Annotated in this window: 26 protein-coding genes and 1 pseudogene; 11 read left to right on the forward strand and 16 right to left on the reverse strand. The window is 70.7% G+C overall.

Features of this window, described 5'->3' with window-relative positions:
- Nucleotides 1–2: 2 nt before the first annotated feature.
- Both MTO91_RS27750 and MTO91_RS27755 read right to left on the reverse strand, forming a co-directional pair.
- The gene (locus MTO91_RS27750) at nucleotides 3–800 is read right to left on the reverse strand and encodes an alpha/beta fold hydrolase (RefSeq protein ID WP_281010899.1); all 798 of its coding nucleotides are present in this window, start codon (nucleotides 798–800) and stop codon (nucleotides 3–5) included.
- A gap of 17 nt (nucleotides 801–817) precedes the next feature.
- Complete coding sequence (locus tag MTO91_RS27755) at nucleotides 818–2,311, reverse strand: carboxylesterase/lipase family protein (protein WP_476655080.1); 1,494 nt, start codon at nucleotides 2,309–2,311, stop codon at nucleotides 818–820.
- Nucleotides 2,312–2,609: 298 nt separating this feature from the next.
- Between MTO91_RS27755 and MTO91_RS27760 the strand changes: the two genes are divergently transcribed.
- Nucleotides 2,610–3,236: a TetR/AcrR family transcriptional regulator gene (locus MTO91_RS27760; RefSeq protein WP_281010901.1), complete on the forward strand. Its 627-nt coding sequence runs from the start codon at nucleotides 2,610–2,612 to the stop codon at nucleotides 3,234–3,236.
- A gap of 154 nt (nucleotides 3,237–3,390) precedes the next feature.
- Here the strand turns inward: MTO91_RS27760 and MTO91_RS27765 are convergent, their stop codons facing one another.
- On the reverse strand, nucleotides 3,391–4,062 hold the full coding sequence (locus tag MTO91_RS27765; protein WP_281010902.1) for a response regulator: 672 nt from the start codon (nucleotides 4,060–4,062) through the stop codon (nucleotides 3,391–3,393).
- Nucleotides 4,059–4,433, reverse strand: a complete 375-nt coding sequence (locus tag MTO91_RS27770; RefSeq protein ID WP_281010903.1) for a sensor histidine kinase — start codon at nucleotides 4,431–4,433, stop codon at nucleotides 4,059–4,061. The genes MTO91_RS27765 and MTO91_RS27770 overlap by 4 nt, the downstream gene beginning before the upstream one ends.
- A gap of 144 nt (nucleotides 4,434–4,577) precedes the next feature.
- Here MTO91_RS27770 and MTO91_RS27775 point away from each other — a divergent pair.
- Both MTO91_RS27775 and MTO91_RS27780 read left to right on the forward strand, forming a co-directional pair.
- A pseudogene (locus MTO91_RS27775) lies at nucleotides 4,578–5,374 on the forward strand (transposase family protein).
- 27 nt (nucleotides 5,375–5,401) lie between these two features.
- Nucleotides 5,402–5,863 (forward strand): rhodanese-like domain-containing protein, encoded by a 462-nt coding sequence (locus MTO91_RS27780; RefSeq protein WP_281010904.1) that lies wholly within the window; start codon nucleotides 5,402–5,404, stop codon nucleotides 5,861–5,863.
- A 380-nt stretch (nucleotides 5,864–6,243) separates the two neighbouring features.
- Here MTO91_RS27780 and MTO91_RS27785 read toward each other — a convergent pair whose 3' ends face one another.
- The 9 genes from MTO91_RS27785 to MTO91_RS27825 all read right to left on the reverse strand — a co-directional run bounded on the left by MTO91_RS27785 (nucleotide 6,244) and on the right by MTO91_RS27825 (nucleotide 14,593).
- Nucleotides 6,244–7,122 (reverse strand): class I SAM-dependent methyltransferase, encoded by an 879-nt coding sequence (locus MTO91_RS27785; RefSeq protein ID WP_281010905.1) that lies wholly within the window; start codon nucleotides 7,120–7,122, stop codon nucleotides 6,244–6,246.
- On the reverse strand, nucleotides 7,119–8,420 hold the full coding sequence (locus tag MTO91_RS27790; protein ID WP_281010906.1) for a nucleotide disphospho-sugar-binding domain-containing protein: 1,302 nt from the start codon (nucleotides 8,418–8,420) through the stop codon (nucleotides 7,119–7,121). The genes MTO91_RS27785 and MTO91_RS27790 overlap by 4 nt, the downstream gene beginning before the upstream one ends.
- Entirely contained in the window at nucleotides 8,417–8,872 is a 456-nt protein-coding gene (locus tag MTO91_RS27795) for a nitroreductase/quinone reductase family protein (protein ID WP_405422060.1), read from the reverse strand. Before MTO91_RS27795 ends, MTO91_RS27790 begins: the two co-directional genes overlap by 4 nt.
- Complete coding sequence (locus tag MTO91_RS27800) at nucleotides 8,869–10,425, reverse strand: FAD-dependent monooxygenase (protein WP_281010907.1); 1,557 nt, start codon at nucleotides 10,423–10,425, stop codon at nucleotides 8,869–8,871. The genes MTO91_RS27795 and MTO91_RS27800 overlap by 4 nt, the downstream gene beginning before the upstream one ends.
- On the reverse strand, nucleotides 10,422–11,105 hold the full coding sequence (locus MTO91_RS27805; RefSeq protein WP_281010908.1) for an enoyl-CoA hydratase-related protein: 684 nt from the start codon (nucleotides 11,103–11,105) through the stop codon (nucleotides 10,422–10,424). The genes MTO91_RS27800 and MTO91_RS27805 overlap by 4 nt, the downstream gene beginning before the upstream one ends.
- 3 nt (nucleotides 11,106–11,108) lie before the next feature.
- Nucleotides 11,109–11,975 carry an alpha/beta fold hydrolase gene (locus tag MTO91_RS27810; protein WP_281010909.1) on the reverse strand — a complete coding sequence of 289 codons (867 nt, stop codon included), beginning with the start codon at nucleotides 11,973–11,975 and terminating at the stop codon, nucleotides 11,109–11,111.
- Nucleotides 11,972–12,454, reverse strand: a complete 483-nt coding sequence (locus MTO91_RS27815) for a cupin domain-containing protein (protein WP_281010910.1) — start codon at nucleotides 12,452–12,454, stop codon at nucleotides 11,972–11,974. The genes MTO91_RS27810 and MTO91_RS27815 overlap by 4 nt, the downstream gene beginning before the upstream one ends.
- Nucleotides 12,451–13,890, reverse strand: a complete 1,440-nt coding sequence (locus MTO91_RS27820; protein WP_281010911.1) for an FAD-dependent monooxygenase — start codon at nucleotides 13,888–13,890, stop codon at nucleotides 12,451–12,453. The genes MTO91_RS27815 and MTO91_RS27820 overlap by 4 nt, the downstream gene beginning before the upstream one ends.
- Nucleotides 13,891–14,011: 121 nt before the next feature.
- The gene (locus MTO91_RS27825; protein ID WP_281010912.1) at nucleotides 14,012–14,593 is read right to left on the reverse strand and encodes a TetR/AcrR family transcriptional regulator; all 582 of its coding nucleotides are present in this window, start codon (nucleotides 14,591–14,593) and stop codon (nucleotides 14,012–14,014) included.
- Between the two features lie 54 nt (nucleotides 14,594–14,647).
- Between MTO91_RS27825 and MTO91_RS27830 the strand changes: the two genes are divergently transcribed.
- From MTO91_RS27830 to MTO91_RS27855, 6 genes are all read left to right on the forward strand, one after another.
- Entirely contained in the window at nucleotides 14,648–15,067 is a 420-nt protein-coding gene (locus tag MTO91_RS27830; protein WP_281010913.1) for an SRPBCC family protein, read from the forward strand.
- A 209-nt stretch (nucleotides 15,068–15,276) separates the two neighbouring features.
- The gene (locus MTO91_RS27835) at nucleotides 15,277–16,356 is read left to right on the forward strand and encodes an NAD(P)/FAD-dependent oxidoreductase (protein ID WP_281010914.1); all 1,080 of its coding nucleotides are present in this window, start codon (nucleotides 15,277–15,279) and stop codon (nucleotides 16,354–16,356) included.
- Nucleotides 16,353–16,751, forward strand: a complete 399-nt coding sequence (locus MTO91_RS27840; RefSeq protein WP_281010915.1) for a sigma factor — start codon at nucleotides 16,353–16,355, stop codon at nucleotides 16,749–16,751. The genes MTO91_RS27835 and MTO91_RS27840 overlap by 4 nt, the downstream gene beginning before the upstream one ends.
- A gap of 214 nt (nucleotides 16,752–16,965) precedes the next feature.
- Nucleotides 16,966–17,283, forward strand: coding sequence for a sigma-70 family RNA polymerase sigma factor family protein (locus tag MTO91_RS27845; RefSeq protein ID WP_405422090.1), 318 nt, complete (start codon nucleotides 16,966–16,968; stop codon nucleotides 17,281–17,283).
- 50 nt (nucleotides 17,284–17,333) lie between these two features.
- Nucleotides 17,334–17,729, forward strand: coding sequence for a cupin domain-containing protein (locus MTO91_RS27850; RefSeq protein WP_281010917.1), 396 nt, complete (start codon nucleotides 17,334–17,336; stop codon nucleotides 17,727–17,729).
- A gap of 242 nt (nucleotides 17,730–17,971) precedes the next feature.
- A complete protein-coding gene (locus tag MTO91_RS27855; protein ID WP_281010919.1) occupies nucleotides 17,972–18,604 on the forward strand; it encodes an HD domain-containing protein in 633 nt (210 codons plus the stop codon).
- A gap of 175 nt (nucleotides 18,605–18,779) precedes the next feature.
- Here MTO91_RS27855 and MTO91_RS27860 read toward each other — a convergent pair whose 3' ends face one another.
- The 3 genes from MTO91_RS27860 to MTO91_RS27870 all read right to left on the reverse strand — a co-directional run bounded on the left by MTO91_RS27860 (nucleotide 18,780) and on the right by MTO91_RS27870 (nucleotide 20,459).
- Complete coding sequence (locus MTO91_RS27860; protein WP_281010920.1) at nucleotides 18,780–19,208, reverse strand: ester cyclase; 429 nt, start codon at nucleotides 19,206–19,208, stop codon at nucleotides 18,780–18,782.
- A gap of 214 nt (nucleotides 19,209–19,422) precedes the next feature.
- Nucleotides 19,423–19,722 carry a DUF6506 family protein gene (locus MTO91_RS27865; RefSeq protein ID WP_281010921.1) on the reverse strand — a complete coding sequence of 100 codons (300 nt, stop codon included), beginning with the start codon at nucleotides 19,720–19,722 and terminating at the stop codon, nucleotides 19,423–19,425.
- Between the two features lie 131 nt (nucleotides 19,723–19,853).
- Nucleotides 19,854–20,459: a TetR/AcrR family transcriptional regulator gene (locus MTO91_RS27870; RefSeq protein WP_281010922.1), complete on the reverse strand. Its 606-nt coding sequence runs from the start codon at nucleotides 20,457–20,459 to the stop codon at nucleotides 19,854–19,856.
- 173 nt (nucleotides 20,460–20,632) lie between these two features.
- Here MTO91_RS27870 and MTO91_RS27875 point away from each other — a divergent pair, with 173 nt between their 5' ends.
- Both MTO91_RS27875 and MTO91_RS27880 read left to right on the forward strand, forming a co-directional pair.
- Entirely contained in the window at nucleotides 20,633–20,755 is a 123-nt protein-coding gene (locus MTO91_RS27875) for a hypothetical protein (protein ID WP_281010923.1), read from the forward strand.
- Between the two features lie 54 nt (nucleotides 20,756–20,809).
- A complete protein-coding gene (locus MTO91_RS27880; RefSeq protein ID WP_281010924.1) occupies nucleotides 20,810–21,823 on the forward strand; it encodes an alpha/beta hydrolase in 1,014 nt (337 codons plus the stop codon).
- Nucleotides 21,824–21,973 lie beyond the last annotated feature (150 nt).

Genomic DNA, 21,973 nt, shown 5'->3' on the forward strand with positions numbered 1-21,973 from the left:
GGTCACGACGCCACGGCCCACAGGGTGGCCAGCGCGTCGTTGATCGCATCCGGTTGTTGTGTCTGCGGGTAGAAGCCCGGCACGGTGAGCAGCTCGGCGCCGATGCGCTCGGCGAGGACGCGGGCCGCCGCCGTCAACGGTTCGCCGGCCAGGCGTCGATACTCTGCGGGTGCCCCGGCCCAGTCGCCGACGATCACCGAGGCCGGCCACGATGCGGCAGCGAGCGGGTCCAGGTCGATCTCGGCGTCCCAGCAGGGCCGCTCCCCCATGGACGTCCAGGCCACACGCAGCCGCTGCGGAGTCGCGGGCGGTGTGGGCATCCCGAGCGGCTCGGTGGACAGGCGCAGGTAGTCCGCGGCGGTGAGGTCGGCAGGGAGTGACGCGGTGGAGGAGCGGGCCCGGGTGAGCATGTCCCGCACCACCGGTTCGTCCTCGGCGACACGCAGCGCCCCGGGTTGGATCAGGCACAGCGACCGGACGAGATCGGGCCGGGCGGAGGCGGCGAGCATCGCGGCGACCCCGCCGTAGGAGTGTCCGACGAGGTGGGCGCCGTCGCCGAGGAGCGCGATGACGTCCTCGGCGTCGACCGCGTAGTCGGTCCGGTACGGGCCCTCGAGGTCGGGGCTGTCGCCGTGACCGCGGCGGTCCATCAGGATCAGCCGGCGGTGTGCGGCCAGTGGGCGTTGGTGGCCGAACCCGTAGCGGTCGTCGGTGCCCCAGGACAGCACACCGTGCACGAACACCGCGGGCGGCTCGGCGGCCCCTGGCGCGGCCAGAACGGTCGCGTTCACTGCGGCCATGTGGAACCTGTACCTCCTCACTGCGATGTCGTGGTGCGGTGGTGTCGCTGCCAGATCTCGGCCGAGACCGCGGTCGGGTCCGCGCCGACGGTCGGCGGGAGGTCCCAGATCCGGGTCAGCCACTCGTCGGGCCGGTACCGCGGCCAGCCCGGATTCCCGCTGGCGGCGAACTGCGTCCAGGCCGACCGCATCGCCGTGGACAGCGTGTCGAACTCGCCGGGTTGGGCACCGAGATCCCAGCCGAGCGGGCCGGTCGGGAGACCGAACACGAACGACTGGTCGAGACCGTGGTAGGCGCCCAACACCGGATCCCCGACCCAGCCGAACTCATAGAAGAACGTGCGACCGCCGGCCTCGGCGTGGGCACGGGCAACCTGGTGCGCGGTCAGCCGGAAGAACGCATCGGAGAGCACCAACGTGGACAGGTCACTGTCGCCGATACCGGGTCGGGCGTGGCGATAGGCGTCCACAGCGGCCGGATCCAGGCCGACACCACGGGCCACACCGGCCGGATCGGCAGCGGCCGGGTCCAGGTTCGCCGTGAACATGCGAGCCTCAGCCGCGGTGCATCCGCAGATCAGGTCGATGCAGCGGCCGACGCCCCGCCGCATCGCCGCCCACGGCAACTCGCCGAGCAACTCACCGTCCAGGACCACGCCGTAGGGACTGTTCGGATGACTCCAGGCATCGGGATCGGCGGACATCAGCGCCACCGGGTTCCACTGCACGTCGTGGATCTCTTGAGCGGGGACGGCGGCGAGGGCCTCGGCAGTCGGGGCGACACCGAGTTCCTCGGTGATCATCGTGGAGACGGCGCGCGCTTCCTCCGGCGGGACGAACACGTGGCCGGGACTCTGGACGATCCCGCGGTGGAACACCCCGTCCGCGCGGCCCCCTGCGAGGACCGCGGCGATCGAGGTCGCACCTGCAGACTGTCCGAACACTGTCACCCGACCCGGGTCACCGCCGAACGCAGCGATGTTGTCCTGCACCCACTGCAGCGCGGCGAGCTGGTCGAGTACCCCGCGGTTCCAGGGGGCGTCGCGCACCCAGCCGAATCCTTCGTAGCCGACCCGGTAGTTCACCGACACCAGGACCACCCCGTCCCGGGCCAGCTGTGTGCCGTCGAAGCCCGGAGTGTTCGCCGAGCCGCCGACGAAACCTCCGCCGTGCACCCACACCAGTACCGGCAACCCGTCACCGCCGGCGCCGCCTCGTGCTCGCGGTGTCCAGACGTTGAGCGTCAGACACTCCGCGCCGGACGCACCACGCAGATCGGCGAGCTCACCGGTGGTGGCCCCGGAGACAGCGGACGGGATCGCCTGCTGCGGAACCCACGCCCCGAACTCGCGTGCCTCCCGCACACCAGCCCACCCCGGTGCCGGTCGCGGCGCCCGGAACCGCAACGCCCCGTGCAGCGGAGCGGCATAAGGGATCCCCAGAAACGCCACCACATCGACATCCGGCACACCCCTCACCGCGCCGGACCTCATCCTCACCACCCCGTCCACTGCAATCCTCCTGTCGCGACGGTCACCTCACGCCTGGTCCCGGCATCACCGCGTCCCAGACCACCTGGTCGAAGGGGCGGGCACGACGAAGCCGAGGGTCCTGAGCGGAGGCCGGTCGTCATGAATGCCGCTGGCCACCACATGTCCCTCCCCCGGCGCTCCTGCACGTCCCTCCGCGATCCGTTCCTGTGCCCACTCGGACACAAGGTCCGCTTCCTGCGGGTAGAACCAGGATTATAGGTCAAGTGTATTATGTCAACCGTATTGGCGAGCCCCCGGGCACGAGGGAGGAACCGGCATGCCCAAGCAGGTGGACCACCGCAGGCGCCGCGAGACGATCGCCCGCGCGCTGTGGCGGGTGGTGGAGCAACGCGGCGTCACACAGCTGACGATGCGCGTGGTGGCACAGGAGGCGGGCATGTCGCTCGGGCAGCTGCAGCACTACTTCGCCTCCCGGACCGCCATGCTCTCCTTCGCCATGGACTTCGCATCCGAGCAGACCTCCGCACGCATACGCCGCGGACTGGAGAAGCTCGGTGAACGGCCGCACCCCCGCGACGTGCTGCAGGTGACACTCGCGGAGATGCTGCCCCTGCATGCCGACGCCCGTGCGACCAGCCGCATGAGCGCCGCCTACGTCCTGGAGGCACTGCACGACGACGCCGTACACGAGCAGGCACGCCACGGCCTCGCCCAAGGGCGAACCCTCGTCGAGCAGCTGGTCCGCCAGGCCATCGCCGACGGGCACATCGACACCGACCGCGACCCGGCAACCGAGACCAACCTGCTCCTCGCCTTCACCGGTTTCACCCCCCTCATCGAGCTCGACGTGATCGAACCCCAGGACGCTCTCACCGCGATCGACGCACATCTGGACCGGCTGTTCAGGAGCGCCGTAGAGCGGCGCCCCCCATCTCAGTGTTGAGTAGGCGCTCAGCCGGATGTCGCGTTGATGTGCGAGCCAGGATCTCCACTGCACGATGTCCGGATTTCGAAGGACATGGCAACGAGGCTTTCCTCCAGGGAGCGAGAGCCCGAGGAGGAAACCTGGATGACGAAATCGCACCCGCCACAGATATCTAGCGTCGAGGATCCGGCTCAGCCCCTGGTCGGATCACGCCGGTCTCGTACGCGATCATCACGAGCTGTGCCCGGTCCCGTGCGTCGAGTTTGCCGAGCAGCCGCCCGACGTGGGTCCGCACGGTCGCCGGGCTGATGAGCAGACGTGCGGCGATCTCCGTGTTCGAGCGGGCCGCTCCGACCTCGACCAGGACTTCCCGTTCCCGCTCGGTCAGCACGTCGAGGCGTTCGGGCGACGGCTGGGCGGACGCCGCCGCAGCCTGCATCACTCGCCGGGTCACTGCCGGGGACAAGAGCGCTTCGCCGGCGGCGACGATGCGCACCGCCTCGCGCAGCGCTTCCGGCCCGGTGTCCTTGAGCAGGAAACCGGCGGCGCCGGCACGGATCGCGTCCAGGACGTTCTGACCGGTGTCGAAGGTGGTGAGCACGATGACCGAGCTGCTCGCGAGCGAGTGGTCCTCGACGATCGTGCGGGTGGCGGTGATCCCGTCGATGCCAGGCATGCGGATGTCCATGAGAACCACGTCCGGGTGGACGGCTCGGGCAAGCGCGACGCCGCCGGATCCGCTGGCCGACTCGCCGACGACCTCGATGTCGTCGGCTCGTTCCAGGAGCGCGCGCATCCCCGCCCGCACGAGTTCCTGGTCGTCGACCAGGAGGACGCTGGTCACGGTTCACCTCCGCCGGTCGGTACCGGCAGGATCGCGTCGACGACGAAGCCGCGGGAGCCGGGCGCTGCGGTCAGCTTGCCGCCGGTCAGCTCGACCCGTTCCCGCATACCGATGATCCCCCACCCTGGCGCCTGCGAGTGTGCGGCGTGCTCGCCCTCGCCGTTGTCGGACACCCGGACCCTGACCTGCTCGGGTTCTTCTTGTAGGACGACGTCCACTCGCGATGCACCGGAGTGGCGCAGCACGTTGGTCAGGGCCTCCCGGACGACGTGGAAGGCAGTGGTCGCGGTGACGGCCGGGAGGGTGTCGAACCGGTGACCTCCGTCGAGGGTAACCGTGAGACCGGCGGCAGCGACTTCCTCCGCGAGCACCCCAAGTCGCTCACGTAGTGAGCCTTTGCCAACCTCGGTGGACGTGCTGGTCAGCGGACTGCGGCGTGTCGTGGCCTCGAATGGGTGAAGCTCCTGGTAGACGGGCGATTGACTAGATCAACACGTCCCACCAGGAGCTTCAAGGTGTTGTCCTACCCGTCTGGGATGACCGTGTCCAGCCGCGCGCTCAACCTGCTCGCCGATCTCCTGCGCGGACACCGCGCCGCCCGTGGAACCCGGTGGCGCAAGCTCGCCGCCGGCCGCCAGGCGCTGCTGGTGGTCGCGCACCTGCGCAAGAACGACACCTACGCCGAGTTGGCCTGCGGGTTCGGGGTCGGCACCTCCACGGTCTACCGCTACATCCAGGAGGGGATCGAGCTGCTCGCCGCGAAGGCCCCCACCCTGGAACAAGCCATCGAGGTCGCGAAACGGAAGGCGTTCGTGATCCTCGACGGCACCCTGTTGCGCATCGACCGGGTCGGGATGGCATCGGGCTACGACCGGGCGTTCTACTCTGGAAAGCACAAAGCCCACGGACTGAACGTGCAGGTCATCGCGGACCCGGTCGGCCGCCTGGTGTGGATCTCCCCGCCGATGCCGGGCGCGCGGCACGACATGGGCGCAGCCCGCGAGCACGGGATCATCGACGCCCTGGCCGAGCATGAGATCCCCGCCGCGGCCGACACCGCCTACCAAGGCGCCGGTCCTACGGTCGCCGTGCCGCAGCGGCGTCGACGTAAGGACCCCGACACCGGCCGATTCCGGAAGCTGTCGCGACACCAGAAGGACGTGAACACCGCCCACGCCCACCGTCGCGGACCGGGCGAGCGGTCAACGCCGAGCTGAAGAACTGGCGAGTCCTGCGCAAGATCCGGTCCAGCCCGAACACCGCCGACAGGCTCATCGCCGCAGTTCAGACCCTCATGATCGCCAGCGCGTGATCAGGTTGGCAAAGGCTCAGTGGCCTCATGACGACCATCGCCCAAGCGAGTCGGGTGCTTGCGGTACCGGCCTCCGATTCCCACGTTGCCGAACGCCATTTCCGCGCCCGGCTGGCGCTGGAAACCGACCCGTCCGATGTCCACGCCGACCTGATGGCGGGCATTCCGGGCCTGGTCATCGTTGATGTCCGGTCCGGTGCGGCGTACGCGCAGGGCCACGTTCCGGGCGCCGTGCATTGCCCGCATGTCGACATACCGACCCGAGCACGCGTTCTGATACCAGCCGGGGCGACCGTCGTTGTCTACTGCTGGGGGCCTGGATGCAACGGGGCGAACCGCGCTGGGGCCGCGTTCGCCAGCCTGGGCATCGGCGTCAAGGAGATGATCGGCGGCTTCGAGTGGTGGGCACGGGAGGGCCTGCCGGTCGAGGACGCCGCAGGTACCCGCCGCCCGGACCCGGACCCGCTGGTGGCCGTTGTATCAGCGTGAGGCCGCAGCGGGTCGCGGTCTGCTTATCCCGTGCTCACGAAGACCACCTTCGAGATCGGCGACCCAACGGTGTGTGAGTCCAGCGTGCGGGGCAGCGACGATCGCTGGTGCGGTGTCGGCAGCAGCCAACGGAACGTCGGGCTCATCTCCGGGCGCGGCGCTGCTGGTGGGCGAGCCCTTCGCGGAGAACCGTGTGCAGGGCACGGTCGACGTGCTCATCGCGCTCGGGTGCCGGAGGAGACGCACTGTCCGGGGTGTCGTCGCCGGGGCCAGGTGCCACTCATCCTGGCGGCTGGCGGGCGGGCTGCTTGCGATGCAGTCGGTCCCGGCGTTCCGGCTCCGCCGCGGCCGGGACCGGGTCGGTGAGTGAGCATGCCTGATCACCTCTCTCCGCCGCCGTTCCCGCGCCGGAAGCGGTACCGGAGCACCACGGTCGCGACCAGGCGGGACACCGGGCGGATCCGGCCCGCGACGCGGTGTACCAACCGAGTGACTGGGGGCAGGTCGGCGACCTCGGGTGCCCGCGCGATGGCGATCTCCTCGACCAGCTGCAGGCCGACGCCCCACCGTTCGGGCTCGTGCGGGTTGAAGAAGCCCGGATTGACCGCCGCCTCGACGTCGAGCGGGCCGGCGATGCGCAGATGTTTGATCGCCCACACTGCGAGCGGGGTGTAGCCGTTGAAGGCCAGCTCGCCGCACGGGAAGTGCCGCGTGAGCCGGCTCAGCAGCGTCACCAGATCGGTCTGGGAGAGGAACGGGATCAGCCCGTCGGCGACGATCACGGCGGGCCGGTCGGCGGAAATCTCGTCGAGCCAGCGGTGGTCGGTGCGGAGATCGACTCCGACCGGATGCGCGTTCGCCGGTTGCGGGAGGACCTGTTGCCGGAGCGCGACGACCTCCGGGAAGTCGACGTCGTACCAGTCGACGTCCGATGGTGTCCCGATCCGGTGCATCCGGTTGTCGAGGCCGGCGCCGAGATCGAGCACGACCGCCTCCGGTTGGCGGGCGACGAAGCGGCGCACGATCTCGTCAAGCCTCTTCGCTCGAACGGCCAGTTCGAAGACCTTGTTCCTCGGGTCGCGGAGGTCGGTGCTCAGGATGTGGAAGACCGAGGGGTCGTACTCGAGCTCGCTGATGGTCCTGTCGGACGTGACATCGCCGAGGAACGGCCGTGGGAGGCGACTGTCGAGGGCCCTGCCGGCCAGCGTCAGGAACAGGCTCTCCTGTGCCGCCGTGAGGTTCGGGTACTTCGTGGTCATCTCGGTCCCTCCGGGTGGGGCGTCCACCGGTACGGCGGGCCGCCAGGGCACAGGCGCTCGAGTTCGTCGACGAGTGGACTCCGGGTGACCTCCGCGCGGATGCGGTCACCGAGTCGGCGGGCGGCGTCGGTGTAGGAGCGGGAGGCGAGCACCTTCTGGACGGCGCCGGCGATCCTCGCCGGCGATGCCGTCCGTCGGACGGTCAGTCCGGCGCCCCGGGCAATGACCCGGGCGGCGTTGTCCGGTTGGTCGCGGCCGTGCGGGAGCACGACTATCGGGCGACCTGCCACGAGCGCCTTCATCACGGTGCCGTGCCCGCCGTGGGTGACAACAAGGTCGGCACGGTCGATCACTTGTGTGTGCGGCGCCGAGCGGACGATCTCGATGCGAGCGCGTCCGCGCAGGTCGCGGGGATCGAGGCCCGGGCCGGTGGTGACGAGCCCGCGTACCGGCAGGCGGGCCAGCGCGTCGATGACGTTCTGCACACACCGCTGCTGCGCCTGGTACGTCGAGGAGAGGGCCACGAGGATCAGCGGCCCGGTGCCGGCCGGAATCGGCCAGTCGTCGGCGTGGGCCCATACCGGGTCGTCGAGCATCGGCCCCGCGTAGGACGCGGTGGGCGGCAGCTCCGCGGGGAAGTCGAAGCTCCTGCTCGTGAGCACGTGTTGACGGCGGGCGTGGTGCACCTGGTCCCAGATCACCTGCAGGGGCGCGCTCCCGAGGTCCGTCCGCAGCTCGTTCAGACGGGGAACGGTGAAGTGGCTGAGCATTCGGGTCGTCGCCGCGTTGACCGCGCGATCTCGGAATCGTCCGAGTTCGGTGCGGGCAGGGGGCCATCCGGTGCCCGTCGGTGGCAGCCCCGCAGCGGGAAGTGGGTAGATGTTGGGAACCAGCACGTCGAACGGGACGCCGGCTGCTTCGGCCCCGGCCATCGCCCCGAAGGCCACGAACGAGCAGACGACGAGATCGGGACGCTCCGTGTCGACCGCGGCGAGGAGCCGCCGGGCCTGTTCGCGGGCGGGTCCGGCGATCATGTGGTTGGACATTCCGCGGGCCAGCGTCCAGGGATTGCGGGTCTCCCAGTCGCGGTAGGCCGCGGCCGCGGGGGCGCTCCCGGAGGCTGGGCCCGCCGGCTCCCAGGGGACGAACTCGGCGCCGATGGCCCGGATCTCGTTCTCCATCGACGCCTCGGCGAGCACGCGGACCCGATGTCCCCGATCGACGAGTCGTCGAGCGACACCGACCTCCGGCGGCACGGTGCCACCGCCGTCGGTCAGGGCGAACAGATAGTGGCTCACGTGGCTGTCCGGTCCCGGCCCGCTGCGATCCCGTCCACATCGATGCGGACCGTCAGCAGATCTGTTCCCAGTGCGCGGACGAGGGCGCTGTTGTGGGCTGGGAGTTTCCGCAGTCGGGCTTCGGCGTCGTCGGCGTCGAGCAGGTGTGCGGTACCGGTATGCCAGCGGCCGTTGAGCTGGATGCGCACCCGAGGGTCGCTGTCGATGTTGCGCACGTAGTGGGAGTGCCGGCCGTGGTTGCTGACGAGCCAGAAACTGCCATCGATCAGCCGTCCGCCGACCGGCGTGCGCCGCGCCAGGCCCGAGCTGCGGCCGGTCGTCTCCAGGACTGCGTGGCCGGGAATGAAGCCGGCCGTCCGTCGCATCGTCGGATTCGCGACGTAGCGGTGGAACCTGTTGACCCAACGGCGCTTCCGTGCGGCCGCGGTGTCGATCGCTTTCCGGGCGGTCATCGGTGTCCACCGCCGGGTGCCGAGGAAGCACCGGACCGGCGTGTTTTGCTCCGGTTCGGCCACAGGTCGGCGAGCCGGCGAGTGAGCCGGTCCGGGTCGGTGCCGCGCCACAGCAGGTGGCCGTCCGGGCGGACGAGCAGCGCGTCACCGCCGGTGTGCTGCGGGTCGGTCACTGTACGGACCTGCCCGGGCAGCGCGTCGCGGACCGCGGCGGTGAGCCGTGCGTCGGTGCGGCCGGTCAGCAGCACCCAGTCCGGACCGAGTTCGCGGGTCAGGGTACTGGGCGTGCCGTCGGAGAGCCGTACCGCCCGGTCGGGGACCCGGTCGCCAGGGCGCGGCGCTCGGCCACGGCCGCCCAGCGGTCCTCGCCGGTAGCTCACCCCCAGCTGGGAGGCGGCCCGGGTGGCCTGGCGCTGCACCGCGGGGAGGTTGAGGATCCGGACCAGGACGTGGTCGCGCAGCAACCGGGCCAGCCGGCCCTCGGCCACCAGCGCTCGGGTGTTCGTCGTGGTGCGCTGCAGCACCTCGGTGGCGACCGGGCGCCGTTCGGCGGTGTAGGTGTCGAGCAGCTCCACCCCGGCCTCGCCGCGCACGACGAGCGCGAGCTTCCAGGCGAGGTTCTCGGCATCGCCGATACCGGTGTTCATCCCCTGCCCGCCGAACGGGGAGTGGATGTGCGCGGCGTCGCCGGCCAGCAGGACACGGCCGCGGCGGTAGTCGTCGGCCAGCCGGCGGTGGATGCGGAACACCGAGGTCCACACGGCGTCGTGGATGCGCACCCCGGTGATCTCCGCCCGGACCGGGAGCAGCTCGGTGAACGCCCGGACGACCTCGTCGCCGGACAGGTGCCGGCCGTCGTCGTCGACGTTGGCCATGAGCCGCCACAGGTTCCCGGACGGGTCCGGCATCGGCATCGCCATCAGGATCCCGTCGCGGTGGTACCAGCCCGCGGAGTGCTCCCGGCCGGCGAGACCGTCGGCGTGCACGTCGGCGAGCAGGAAGCGCTCCACGACGGGGACGCCGGGGAAGCCGATCCCGGCCAGCTCCCGCACCCGGCTGTGCGCGCCGTCACAGCCGACCAGCCAGGACGCCCGTACCTGCGCGCCGCCGGTGGTGCGGACGGTGACGCCGTCGGCGTCCTGGGCGAGGCTCTCGACACCGTGGCCCCACTTGATCTCGACCCCCAGCTCGGTGAGCCGGTCGCGGAGTTGCTGCTCGACCGCGGCTTGGGAGACGAACAGCGCCTGGACGGTCTCGCGCTCGTCGGGGGCAAAGGTCATCGTGGTGAGGTGGCGTCCGCGGACGTGCATGCGGATCCCGATCGGGGCGACGGCCCGCTGGGGGAGGTCGCCGAGGGCGTCGAGGCGGGCGAGGACCTCGGCGCCGCGGGCGTGCAGGATGTTCGCCCGCGACGTGGTGGCCGGGGCGTCGGCGCGGTCGAGCACCTGCACCCGGACCCCGTCCGCGGCGAGCCCGCAGGCGAGCGCGAGCCCAGTGGGTCCGACACCGGCGACGATCACGTCGGCCGCGGTGTCGCGGAACGAGGGGGTCACGCCGGCACCGCCTCGACGTCGCGCAGTGCGGCCAGCACCGCTGCGTGCAGGGTGGTCTTGATCGTGCCCAGGGCCGGTCCGGCCTTCGCGGCGTGCCGGGCGGCGAGAGCGACGGCGCGGTCGCGCACGGCCTGATGGGCGTCAGCAGTGTCGTCGACGATGCCGGCGGTGCGGGCGTCCCGTCCGCCGTAACGGTACGCGGTCACCATCGCCTCGTGTGCCCGGGCCGGCCCGAGCCGGGCGGTGATCAGTGCGGACATTCCGGGGCTGAACGGGAGCCCGAGGTCGGCTTCGGGCAGGCACCAGAAGCCGCGATCGGCGCGCATGACCCGCAGGTCGTGGGCGAGGGTCAGCATGGCGCCGGCGGCGAAGGCGTGTCCGCCGATCGCGGCGACGGTGACCATCGGCAGGGCCAGCAGCCGGGCAAGCAGGGCGTGTACGTCGGCGAGATTGTCCGCGGCGCGCTGTCCGGCGGCCGACATCCAGTCGAGGTCGAGGCCGTTGGAGAAGAACTTCCCGGTCGCGGTGGTGACCAGCGCCCGTGGGCCGTCGCAGGCGCTCACCTGGTCGAGCAGGTCGTTCACCGACGCGAGCAGGTCGGGATGGAATCGGTTCTCGGTGTCGCCGAGATCGAGCACGGCGACGGCGCCGTCGGGTCCGTCGTGGGTCAGGGTGGGCATGGGCTACTCCTGGCAGGACACGGTGAAGTCGAGGACGCGGGCGTTGACGAGATCGGCGCGCTGTCCGGACAGGGAGTGCCCGGCACCGGGGACGACCTCGACCCGGACGTCGGGCAGCAGAGCCCGGGCCCGCTCGGCAGTGCGGCGCGCGTCGTGGGTACGGCTCTCGGCACCGAGCAGCAGCAGCGTCGGCATGGTGAGCCCGCGCAGCTGCTCGTCGGACAGCAGCCCGGGCGGCGGGAGCGCGGTGCGGTGCCCGGCGGCGACGGCGGTGCTGACGTGCCCGGTCGGGGTGTCCAGCGAACCGCCGCCGATGATCCAGCGCAGCGCCCGGCGGCGCAGCCACTCCGGTGCGGCGCGCGAGGCGCCGAGCGCGACCGGCAGGAACGTCACCGGGAACCGGGACACCACCTGGGCGGGTTCGATGAGAGTCAGCGACGCGAGCCGGTCCGGTGAGTGCACGGCGAGGTTCGCGGCCAGCCACGCCCCGTAGGAGACCCCGACCAGGTGCGCGGGCCCGGCCTCGAGGCCGTCGAGGGTGTCGGCGAGCCAGGCGGCCTGGTCCTCGGCGGTCCGGATCGGACGGTCCTGGACGCTCGGCCCGGCGTCGCCGAGGGGCTCGACGGCGAGCACGGTGCGGTGCTGCGACCACACCGGGATGTTGGGCAGCCACAGCGCCGTCGTCGCGCCGTTGCCGGGGAGCAGGACCAGCGGAGGCTCGGCTCCGTCGCCGAACCGGTAGACCCGGACCGTTCCGTAGCGGGTCGCGACGTCGTGCTCCGCGTCCGGCTCGGGCAGGTGGCTCAGCGCGGCGTGGTAGGCGCGGTGGAAGCGGTCCCGGGCTGTGTCGGAGACGAACGCGCTGGTCATCGGGGCGTCCTTCCCGCAAGCAGGCGCCACAGTGGCCGCTGCAGGACCTCCGGGAGTCCGTGTTGGACGTAGTCGTAGTCGTACTCGATGTTGATCCGGGCCAGCCGGCGCAGCGGCGGGAACCGGCCCGCGGCGGCGAGCGCGCGGAACTGCGGTTCGAGCGGACCGGCCGGGGTCTCGACCATGCGGATCCGGGTCGGCCGGTCGGTGGGGTTGGAGAAGGCGTGCACCGTGCCCGGTGGCACGGTCACCGTCTCTCCCGGGCCGAGCACACGACGGTCCCGGCCGAGGCGGACCCGCAGCTCGCCGTCGAGCACGGTGAACGCCTCGGTTCCCCGGCGGTGCCGGTGCGCGGGCGGGCCGGAAAGCCCCGGCGGCAGCAGCGCCTCGATCTCGAACGCGGCGCCGCCGGTGTTCGCGCCGTTGCGCAGCACGGTCACCGTCTCACCGCTGGGCAGCTGGATGCGGTCGATGCTCACGAGCGCACCTCCGGCGACAGCGGCGCGGGGCCGGCACCCCAGCGGGCCAGTGCGGTCCCGAGCCCGGCCGGGTCGTCGCCGGCCCAGCCGACGTAGCCGTCCGGGCGGACCAGGCGGTACGGCCCTGCCGTGGTCTCGAGGAACGCCGCCGCGCTGCTCGGCCGCTGCGGTCCACCGGGACCGATGAGGACGAACCGGCCACCGCGCAGCGCCTCGTAGAGCCGGACACCGCCGGGGCCGGTGACGTCCGGCATCCGGGTGCCGACCAGGCGGTGGTCGCCGGGCGCGCGGGCATAGGAGAACCCGATGCCGGTGAGCATCCCGCGTACCCGGCGCCCGGCCGGTGGAAGGCCGAGGACTGTGCGGGCGAGGCGGTTGCGCACGGCGCGGGCCGGTGCGGCGCGCAGCAGCGCGGCCCGGATCAACCCGCCGGACAATCGCAGGACCGCGGCGCCGACCGGGCGGCGTTCGGCGTCGTAGGTGTCCAGCAGCCCGTCGGGAGCGCGCCCGTCGAGGACGGCAGCCAGCTTCCAGCCCAGGTTGGCGGCGTCCTGCAGGCCGGTGTTCATGCCCTGCCCGCCGGCGGGGGAGTGCACGTGCGCGGCGTCGCCGGCGAGCAGCACCCGCCCCGTCCGGTAGGCGGTGACCTGGCGTTCGTCGCTGTGGAACCGCGAGATCCAGCGGCACTCGTGCATCCCGAAGTCGGTGCCGAACACCCGGCGGGCGACCTCGGCGATCTCGGCGAGCGCGACCGGGGCGTCGTCGGCGAGCTCGGAACCGGACCGGCGGGCGATGACCCGGTACCAGCCGTCGCCGTAGGGCACGACGAAGCAGAAGCCGTACTCGTTGCCGTCGACGGTGAGCACGTCCGGTGGCGGATCGGTCATCCGGACGTCGGCCAGCATGAGCGAGCGCACCACCGACTCGCCGGGGAAGTCGAGGCCGAGCTGCGTGCGGACGGTGCTGTGGTGGCCGTCGGCGCCGACGACGTAGGCGGCGTCGGTCTCGCCGGTGCTGCCGTCGTCGGCGGTCCAGCCCACGATGACGGCGTCGCCGCGGTCCCGGACGGTGTCGACCCGCACCCCTCGGCGGGTCGACACCCCGGCGGCCCCCGCCCGGGCCCGCAGCGCTCGTTCCACCTGATATTGCGGCGTGACCAGGAGGAACGGATACCGGCTGGGCAGCTCGGTGAGCTCCACCGAGACCGAGCCGAACAGGCGGAACTCGTCGACGGTGGTGCCGGTGGCGACCAGGTCGTCGGCGAGCCCACGGGCGTCGAGCTGTTCCAGGGTGCGGGCGTGCACGGCGAACGCCCGGGTCAGCGGCGACTCCTCGCGCCGCCGCTCCAACACGGTGACATCGACGCCGGCGATGGCGAGGTCACCGGCGAGCAGCAGCGCGGTCGGGCCGGCCCCGACCACGACGACCCCGCTCATCGCGACGTTCCGACCGGTTCCACCGCCGGGCGGCGGGTGTGGGTAGGGGACACGAGGACTCCCGAGATGCAGGGGCGCGCCGGTTCACGCGCCAGTGAGTGTAGTTATATAGTAGCTATAGCTATGTAGCGAGTGCATTTTCTGTGGGGAGCGCCATCTCGGCGAAGGCCGCCATCGCCGCGTGGGCGCCGGCCGTGTCGCCGGTGACCAGGGCGTCGTGCAGCAGTCCGCGGGCGACGCCGAGGCTGAGCCGGGCGCTGGTCAGAGCCTCCGTGCGGCCCACGCCGGCGCGCTCGAAGATGTCGGCGATCGGGTCGAGCCACGGGTCGACCAGAGTCTCCCGCAGCCGGTCGGCGTGCGGTTGCCCCTGCATGGCGTGCGCCGAGAGCTCGAAGAACAGCGGGCCGTAGCGCTGTGCGGCCGCTGCGACCGTCGCCCAGAACCGGGTGACGATCTCCGACGGGGCGGTCCCCGGTTCCGCGGCAAGACCGGCGAGGGTCTTCCGCTGGCCCGCCTCCACCGCGGCCACGACCTCGGCGAGCAGGCCCTCCCGGGAGCCGAAGTGATAGATCAGCATGCGGTGGCTGGTCCCGAGCGCCGCCGCGATCGCCCGGAGGCTGCGATCCGCCACTCCGTGCTCGGCGAAGTGCTCGACGGCCGCCTGCAGCAGCTCGTTCTTGGGCGATCTGGCCGGGTCGGACATGTACCAGACGGTACGCGATCTGTACCATCTGGCACAAATAGTCGAGGAGGAGCGATGGAGCTGTCCGTCGAACGCGACGTGCACGCCGGGATCGACCGGCTGTGGGCGGTGCTCACCGACCCCCCGGACTGGCCGCGATGGACCGAGTCGATGCGCGAGGTCCGGCTACTCGACGGCGGCCTGACACCCGGGAGTCGGGTGCGGATCGTCCAGCCGAGGCTCCCCCCGATGATCTGGACGGTGACCGAACTCGTCCCGGAGCGCGAGCTCACCTGGACTGCCTCGGCGACCGGCGTGTTCACGACCGGCACTCATTCGCTGCGGCCCGGGCAGGGCGGGACCACCTGCCTGCGGCTCGGACTCGAGCAGCGAGGCGCGCTCGCGCCGCTGGTGCAGCCCTTCCTCGGGCGTCTTTCCCGGCGCTATGTGGAACTTGAGGCCGACGGGCTCCGGCGCGCCGCCGAGGCGCGGTGACCGCTACGGCGCTGGACGCCTCCGAGCCGCTGCCGCTGGGTCGATGTTCTCTGCAGCGACGCCGGATCCGCGTGCTGTGGGCCGGGATCGCTGAGCGACCACCAATCGCTGACGACGCCACTCGCGGATCCGGGCCGCAACAAGTGGGTGGCGGGTGTTACTCACGACCCTTCGTGTCACATCCTGCTGTCGTTCTGCGTCGTAGGCGTATGAAGCACGTCATCGTCCTTGGTAGCGGTTACGCGGGGCTCCTGGCCGCGACCTGGCTGCGGCGATCGGGGCACCGGATCACCCTGGTGAGCCCCGGCGGAGTGTTCGTACATCGCATACGCCTGCACGAGGTGGCTGCGGGCACGCGTCGGCATGCCGACCGCGCGCTACGGGACATCGTCGACCGGCGGATCGAGGTCGTCGACGGGTCGGCCCGCCGAGTCGAACCCGGCCGGGTCGAGCTCGGCGACGGCGCCGAGCTCTGCGGAGATGCCATCGTGCTGGCGACCGGCTCGGGCGGGGCTACTCCCCGGCCCGGCACGGTGCGCATCGATACGGCCGAGTCCGCACGGGTCGCCCGCCGGGAGATCGAAGCTCTACGCCCGAGGAGCCGGGTGGCCGTGGTCGGTGGCGGACACACCGGATTGGAGACCGTGACGGAGATCGGGTCCGCTCGGCCGGACCTGGACATCGCCCTGCACGCGGCCGAGGACGTCACCTCCCGGCTCGACCCGCACGCCGGCGAGGCGGTGCGGGCCCGGCTCGCTTCGCTCGGGGTGCGCGTGCTGGACGGGCGGGTCGATCTCGCGGGTCTGGCCTCACTCCGGGCCGATCTAGTGATCGATACGACGGGCCTGGTCGCGCAGCCGCTCGCTCGCGACTCGGGGCTACCGGTGACCGAGGACGGACGGGTCGTCGTCGATGCCACCACCGCCGTCCGGGACGCTCTTGGCCTGTGGGCGGCCGGCGACTGCGCGGCGTTCGAGACCAGGCCGGGACTGCGGCGAAGCTGCGCCCTGTCGGTCCCGATGGCCGCGCACACCGTCGCCCAGGTCCTCCGGTCCCTGACAGGCCGGGACCCCCTACCGTTCCGCTTCGGGTTCGCGGCGCAGTGTCTCTCGCTCGGTCGGGGGCACGGCCTCGTCCAGTTCGTGCACGCCGATGACTCGCCCCGCGGTGTCTACTGGTCCGGGCGATCCGGCGCCGTGGGCAACGAGATCGTCAACCGGCTCGTGGGAGTGGTGCCCTTCCGGTTCGCCCACCAGTATCGGGCGCCTCGCACCCTGGAGTTCGCATGAGCGGCCACGACGCTCCGTGCCCGGAGGACGACGAGGTGTTCCTGGCCCATGCCCCGCTCGTGCGCCAACTCGCCTACCAGCTCACGGGCTCGGTGCACGACGCCGAGGACGTGGCCCAGGAGGCCTACCTGAAATGGCAACGCGTCGACCGTGCCACCGTCCGCGATCCCAGAAGCTACCTGGCGCGCACGGCCACGACGCTGGGAATCGACGTCCTCCGGCGCCGTGAGCGGGAGATCTACCCCGGCCCCCGACTCATCGAACCAGTACTGACGGGCGCCTCCACTACCAGCCCCGCAGACAGCGTCCAGCGCGCAGCCCAGATCGAGTACGTCTTCCTGACCGCCCTGCAGGGAGCTCTCACCGCTGGAGCGAGCGGCCTTCCTCTTGCATGACGTCTTCGCCGTCCCCCACGACGACATCGCACGCATGCTCGACCGGACATCGCCCGCCACACGACAGCTCACCAGCCGCGCACGCCGTCGCCTCCGCGCGGCGGGGGCCGTACTCCAGAGCGACGAACCATCGACCGCGCCCGTCCCGACGAGCACCGAGAAGCGTCTGGTCCACGCCTTTCGTGTCGCAGCCGAAACAGGGAACGTCCAACCGTTGATCGATCTGCTCGCCGATGACGTCCGGATCGTGGCCGACGGCGGGGGAAAGGTCACCACAGCGCGCAAACCCATCATCGGTCGAGAACTCGTCGGCCGGTTCCTCGTCGGCACCGCGCAGAGATTCACAGGCCGCGTCGCTCTGCACCCGGTGTCCCTGAACTGTCGACCAGGCCTCCTGGTGTCCGTCGACGGCGAACTACGGCACGCCATCGTCATCATCGTCGGCCAAGACACCGTCGGCGAGCCACGCATTCGTGAGATCGCCATCACCAGCAATTCCACCAAGCTGGACCACCTACGACACCTGCTGTAGCCGTCCCCGGCGGCCGCCGCACCGGAAACACACGACACAGGATGGGTCTCATGAGTAGCGACGTCATCAACATCGACCGCGTGCTCGCCTCGTTCGACGAGCTGTGGGCGCCGCGGGTACTGGCGACGGTCAACGACTGGGCGGTCAAGCTCGCGAAAGTGGTGGGCGAGCACGTCTGGCACGCCCACCCCGAGACCGACGAGGTGTTCATCGTCCTGTCCGGGCACCTCGACATCCACTGGCGGAACGCGTCGCACGAGGTGCAGCTCGTCCGCCTCGGACCCCGCGACGTGCATGTCGTGCCACGAGGAGTTGAGCATCGCCCCAGCTCGGCCGCTGGTGCGGTGCTGATGCTGGTCGAGCCCGCGGCGACGTTGTCGACCGGCGACTTCGCCGGTCCGCTGCCGTCGCACGTCGCCGCGACCACAGGATTTGAGACTGGCTGATGTCGATCGGGCAACACACCAGGAGGAGACGTCGAACTGTGGCGACGGTCGGAGGTCGCAGGCCAGGGTTCGATGGCACATCAGAGGAGCGAGATGTCTACGACACGCACTGTCATTGAGCTGAACACCGCAAGCGCCATCTCGGATATCCCGGGTGCACCGTACCTGTGGCGCGCCTACACAGCCGTTGCCGTCCCCGGCGTACTGCCGATCCTGGCTGCGGCCGACCTGGCGGTGAACCGTTGACTTCCAGCCTGCGCCTGCCCCGGACCCCATTGGCCGACGCCGCGACTGCGTTCGTTCGTGAGCTCGCGAGTCCGGCGATCTTCCACCACAGCGTCCGGACCTATCTCTACGGCCGGTTCCTCGGCCAGCAGGTCGGGATGGATGGCGATTACGACGACGAGCTGTTCTACCTCGGCGCGGTCCTGCATGACATCGGGCTTACCGATCGCGGGGACGGCGAGCAGCGGTTCGAGCTCGACGGCGCCGACCTCGCCGCGAACCATCTCCGCGAGCAGGGCCTGAGCGAGGATCGTGTGGAGGTCGTGTGGGATGCGATCGCGCTGCACACCAGCCCGGACCTCGCGGCCCGCAAGCGACCGGAGATCGCTTTGGTCAGCGTGGGGGCCGGAGCCGATCTGGGTGGCGGACCGGCTGCGCTGCCTGAATCGTTCGCCGAGCTGACGGGTCAGCAGTTCCCGCGCCTCGATGTCACGACCGCGCTGTACGACGCCATTGTCGGGCAGGCGAAGCGACGGCCTGAGAAGGCGCCGCCGTTCACGCTGCCCGGCGCGCTGCTGCAACAGGAGACAGGGGTCGCCTGGCCGACCTGGAGCGATCTCACCACCGAGCTGGGACGGAGCGTCGGTTGAGTACGCCCGCTTCTCCTTGCACCAACGCGGTCCCGTCCAGGTTCGAGGTGCCGACGCTTGATCTCTCCGCGAGCGCCCGCGAAGTCGCGTCCCCACACCCGCGGCGGAGTCTGTCAGCTGTCCGCTCGCATTCCTCAGATCTCAGACCTGCGCGTGTCGTCCGGGAGGTCCTGCGCTACTGGATGGACGGGGGCAGGCCGAGTTGCTCGAGCACGCCCAGCCGGTCCTCGTGGGTCCGTTCCTCGACGACCTTGCCGTCATCCACCGTGAGAATGGTGATGATCCGGCGCGTGATCGTTTTGCCTGCCGGGATCGTGACGCCCGTGGTGATGTGTGTGAACGGCGCCGTCGTGGTGCCGGTCGCGCTCATCCGCAGGACCACCTTGTCGCCCTCGGCGATCATGTCCCCGATATCGACAGTGACGTCCTGGAGATACTTCCGGGAGTCATCCTGCTCGTCGTATCGCATGATGGTGTCGAAGTCGTCGGTGTCGGGGATGCCCGGGGTGTCGACGACCCGGTAGTGGCCAGGGTCGACGACCTCCATCCGGGTCTCCCGGTTGAGCCAACGGCGGACGACGGCCTTGTTCGCCTCGATCGACATGTGTGGTCACCGTTCTCGTTGTTCCGGCAGCGACTGACAGGGCTGCCGCTTGTGGTGGGAAACAGGGGCCTCGGAGCTGCCGCCAGAGATCCTTGCTGGGCCGGGCGCCCGGCGCATCTTGCGGATCTCTCCGGCGGGACTCTGGGCATAGGGGCCACCGCGTCGTGGCCTGCCGCCGCAGCGCGTCGATCTGAACGGGCAGCCGAGGCGCGGGTCAGGCGAAGATGGCGTGGACCTGGTCGACAGCCTCTTGGCCGTATCCGACCATGCCCACCGGTACGGCGCCGTCGATCGCTTCGATCACCTTGCCCGTCCAGACCGGGCCGAACCCGCCACACAGCTCGATGAGCTGCACGCCGTCACCCACCAGCTGTCTGACGACCTCGAGGACGTGGTCGGGGCTCGGGATGCCGACGAGCACGGTCCGGCAGGCGCCGGTGTCCTCCGTGGTGAACCGCCCCTCGGGTGGGCTGCCCGCTGCGGTGTAGATGAACGCCCAGTGCGTCAGTGCCACCTGTTCCTCCTCGGGATGCGTCTGTGAGCTGGGTCTGGCCGGCCGCGATCTCGCTCCTCAGCCGTAGCCGGTCGCCATCGCGGCACCAGACCAAGGTATAATGAGTGCAATTCTACAGCAAGTGCATTTAGCTAGCCGTTCCGGCGGCGACCCCACATGCCGATCTCGACCGCCCGGCGCATCGCATCTTGGATGCCCTCCATTGGCCGGCCACGGAGGAGAGAGGTGATCGCCGCGGCATAGGTGGCGGCCATGACGGCGGCGACGGTGGCGTTCGCGCCGATCTCGTCGAGCTCGTCGGGGAACCGCTCGAGCAGTGCTACCGCGAACTGGCGCTCCGCCTCGTGGCGGCGGTGCAGCAGGTTCGCCCGGACGCTCGGTGCCTCCAGCGCCATCCGGTACCGCAGGCGCCCGAGCTCGGTCTCCCCTGGCTCGCCTTGGTCGATCATTGCCCGCATCGCCCGCGCGAACGCCTCGTCGGGGCCTTCGTCGGGGACTCGTTCGGCGATGACCTTCAGGCCGAGCTCCACCCGGGCGTCGCCCTCACCGGATAGCACGTCCTCCTTGGTCTCGAAGTGCAAGAAGTACGTGCGGGTACTGACGTCCGCGCGCTCGGCGATCTGCGCGACGGTGGTTTTCTCGAAGCCCTGCTCGGTGAACAGCTCCACCGCCGCGTCGATCAGTGCCTGCCGCGTGGCGAGCTTCTTGCGTTCCCGCCGGCCCATCTCATCGGTCATGGCGTGAAGTATTGCACTCGACCTGTATGTACAGTAAGTGTACAACAGCATCTGATGAAGTTGAGCGAGCGGCGACTCCACCAACGGGCAGTGAGGAGCAGAGATGCAGGACATTGCGGGTCGCGTCGCGGTGGTCACCGGCACCGGGGGTCGACCGGGACGGACCGTGGACGGTGCCGGAGCTCGCCGCCGCCCTCGGCACGCTCGATGCCGACGATCCGTTCGACTGCCTCGCCGCGGCGCTCGGCGGGGCGCTCGGCGTCGCAGGCCGCGATCAGCTCGTGGCGATGGTGTGAACGCTCGACTCGACGCGGCACAGTGACCGCCATGGACGGACGGGAACCACAGGAGTGATCACGAGCGACGCTTCGACTCGCGGCACCAGCCGTTGCGGTGCGCTGAAGGCCCTGCTGGCCCTGGTGGTGGCATGCCTGTTGGTCGACAGGGCTGTCGCGGTCGTGGCGCCGGGCCGGGGAGTGGGGCATTGGCGCAGCCGGGAAGGATTCGAGTCCTACCGGGCCGCCTACGACGAGGTGATGGCGACCCTGCCGGTGCCGACCCACATCCACGACGTCGCCACGGGGTACGGCTCTGTGCGCGTGTACGAGTGGATGGCCACCCGTGACGCGCCTGGAGTCGCCCTGCCGGTCGTACTACTGCCCGGGATCCGCTCCGGGACGCCGATGTGGGCCAACAACCTCATCCACTGGATCGGCCGCCGCACCCTCTACGCGATGGACGCGATCGGGGACGCCGGTCTATCGACCCAGTCGGTGCCCGTCACCTCGTTCGACGACCAGGCCACCTGGGTGGAGCAGACGCTCACCGGTCTCGACCTCGACCGCGTCCACCTGGTCGGCCACTCCTTCGGCGGGGCCATCGCGGCCACCTACACACGTGCCCATCCCGGCCGGGTCGCGTCGGTGACCCTGCTCGAACCGGTGATGGTGCTGCACCAGCTACCGACATCGATGTACCTGTGGTCGGCGCTGCTGATCCTGCCCGTGCCGCAGCAGTGGAAGGATCGAGCGCTGGCCGAGATCGGCGGTGTCTCGGTCGAGGAGGTGCAACAACGTACGCCACTCTCAGGGATGGTCGACGAGGGATCCAAACACTACGCTGCGGCCACCCTGGCTCCGCGGATCTTCACCGACCAGGAATGGCGATCACTGTCGGTTCCGGTACGTGTGGATCTCGCCAGCGACAAGTCCCTGGCGGGCGGCACCGCGGCCGCCGCCCGGGCCCGTTCTCTAGGGACTGAAGCGGTCACCACCTGGCCACAGACCACCCATTCACTGCCCGTGCAGCAGGCAGAGCAACTCGGACCGGAGCTGGAGCAGTACTGGACCAACCACGATCGGTGACCGCCCTCGAGGCGCACATCTACTCGCGGAGCTCGACGAGGTGCTTGCGCCCGGCGTTGGGCAAGGCGTGGATCGCTGATGGTGTCGTCAGTCGATCTGATCCGTCCAGGTTCCACAGACGACACGGAGAACGGCAGTCCTTCGGCACGG

This window comes from Pseudonocardia sp. 2-7, assembly GCF_056341085.1.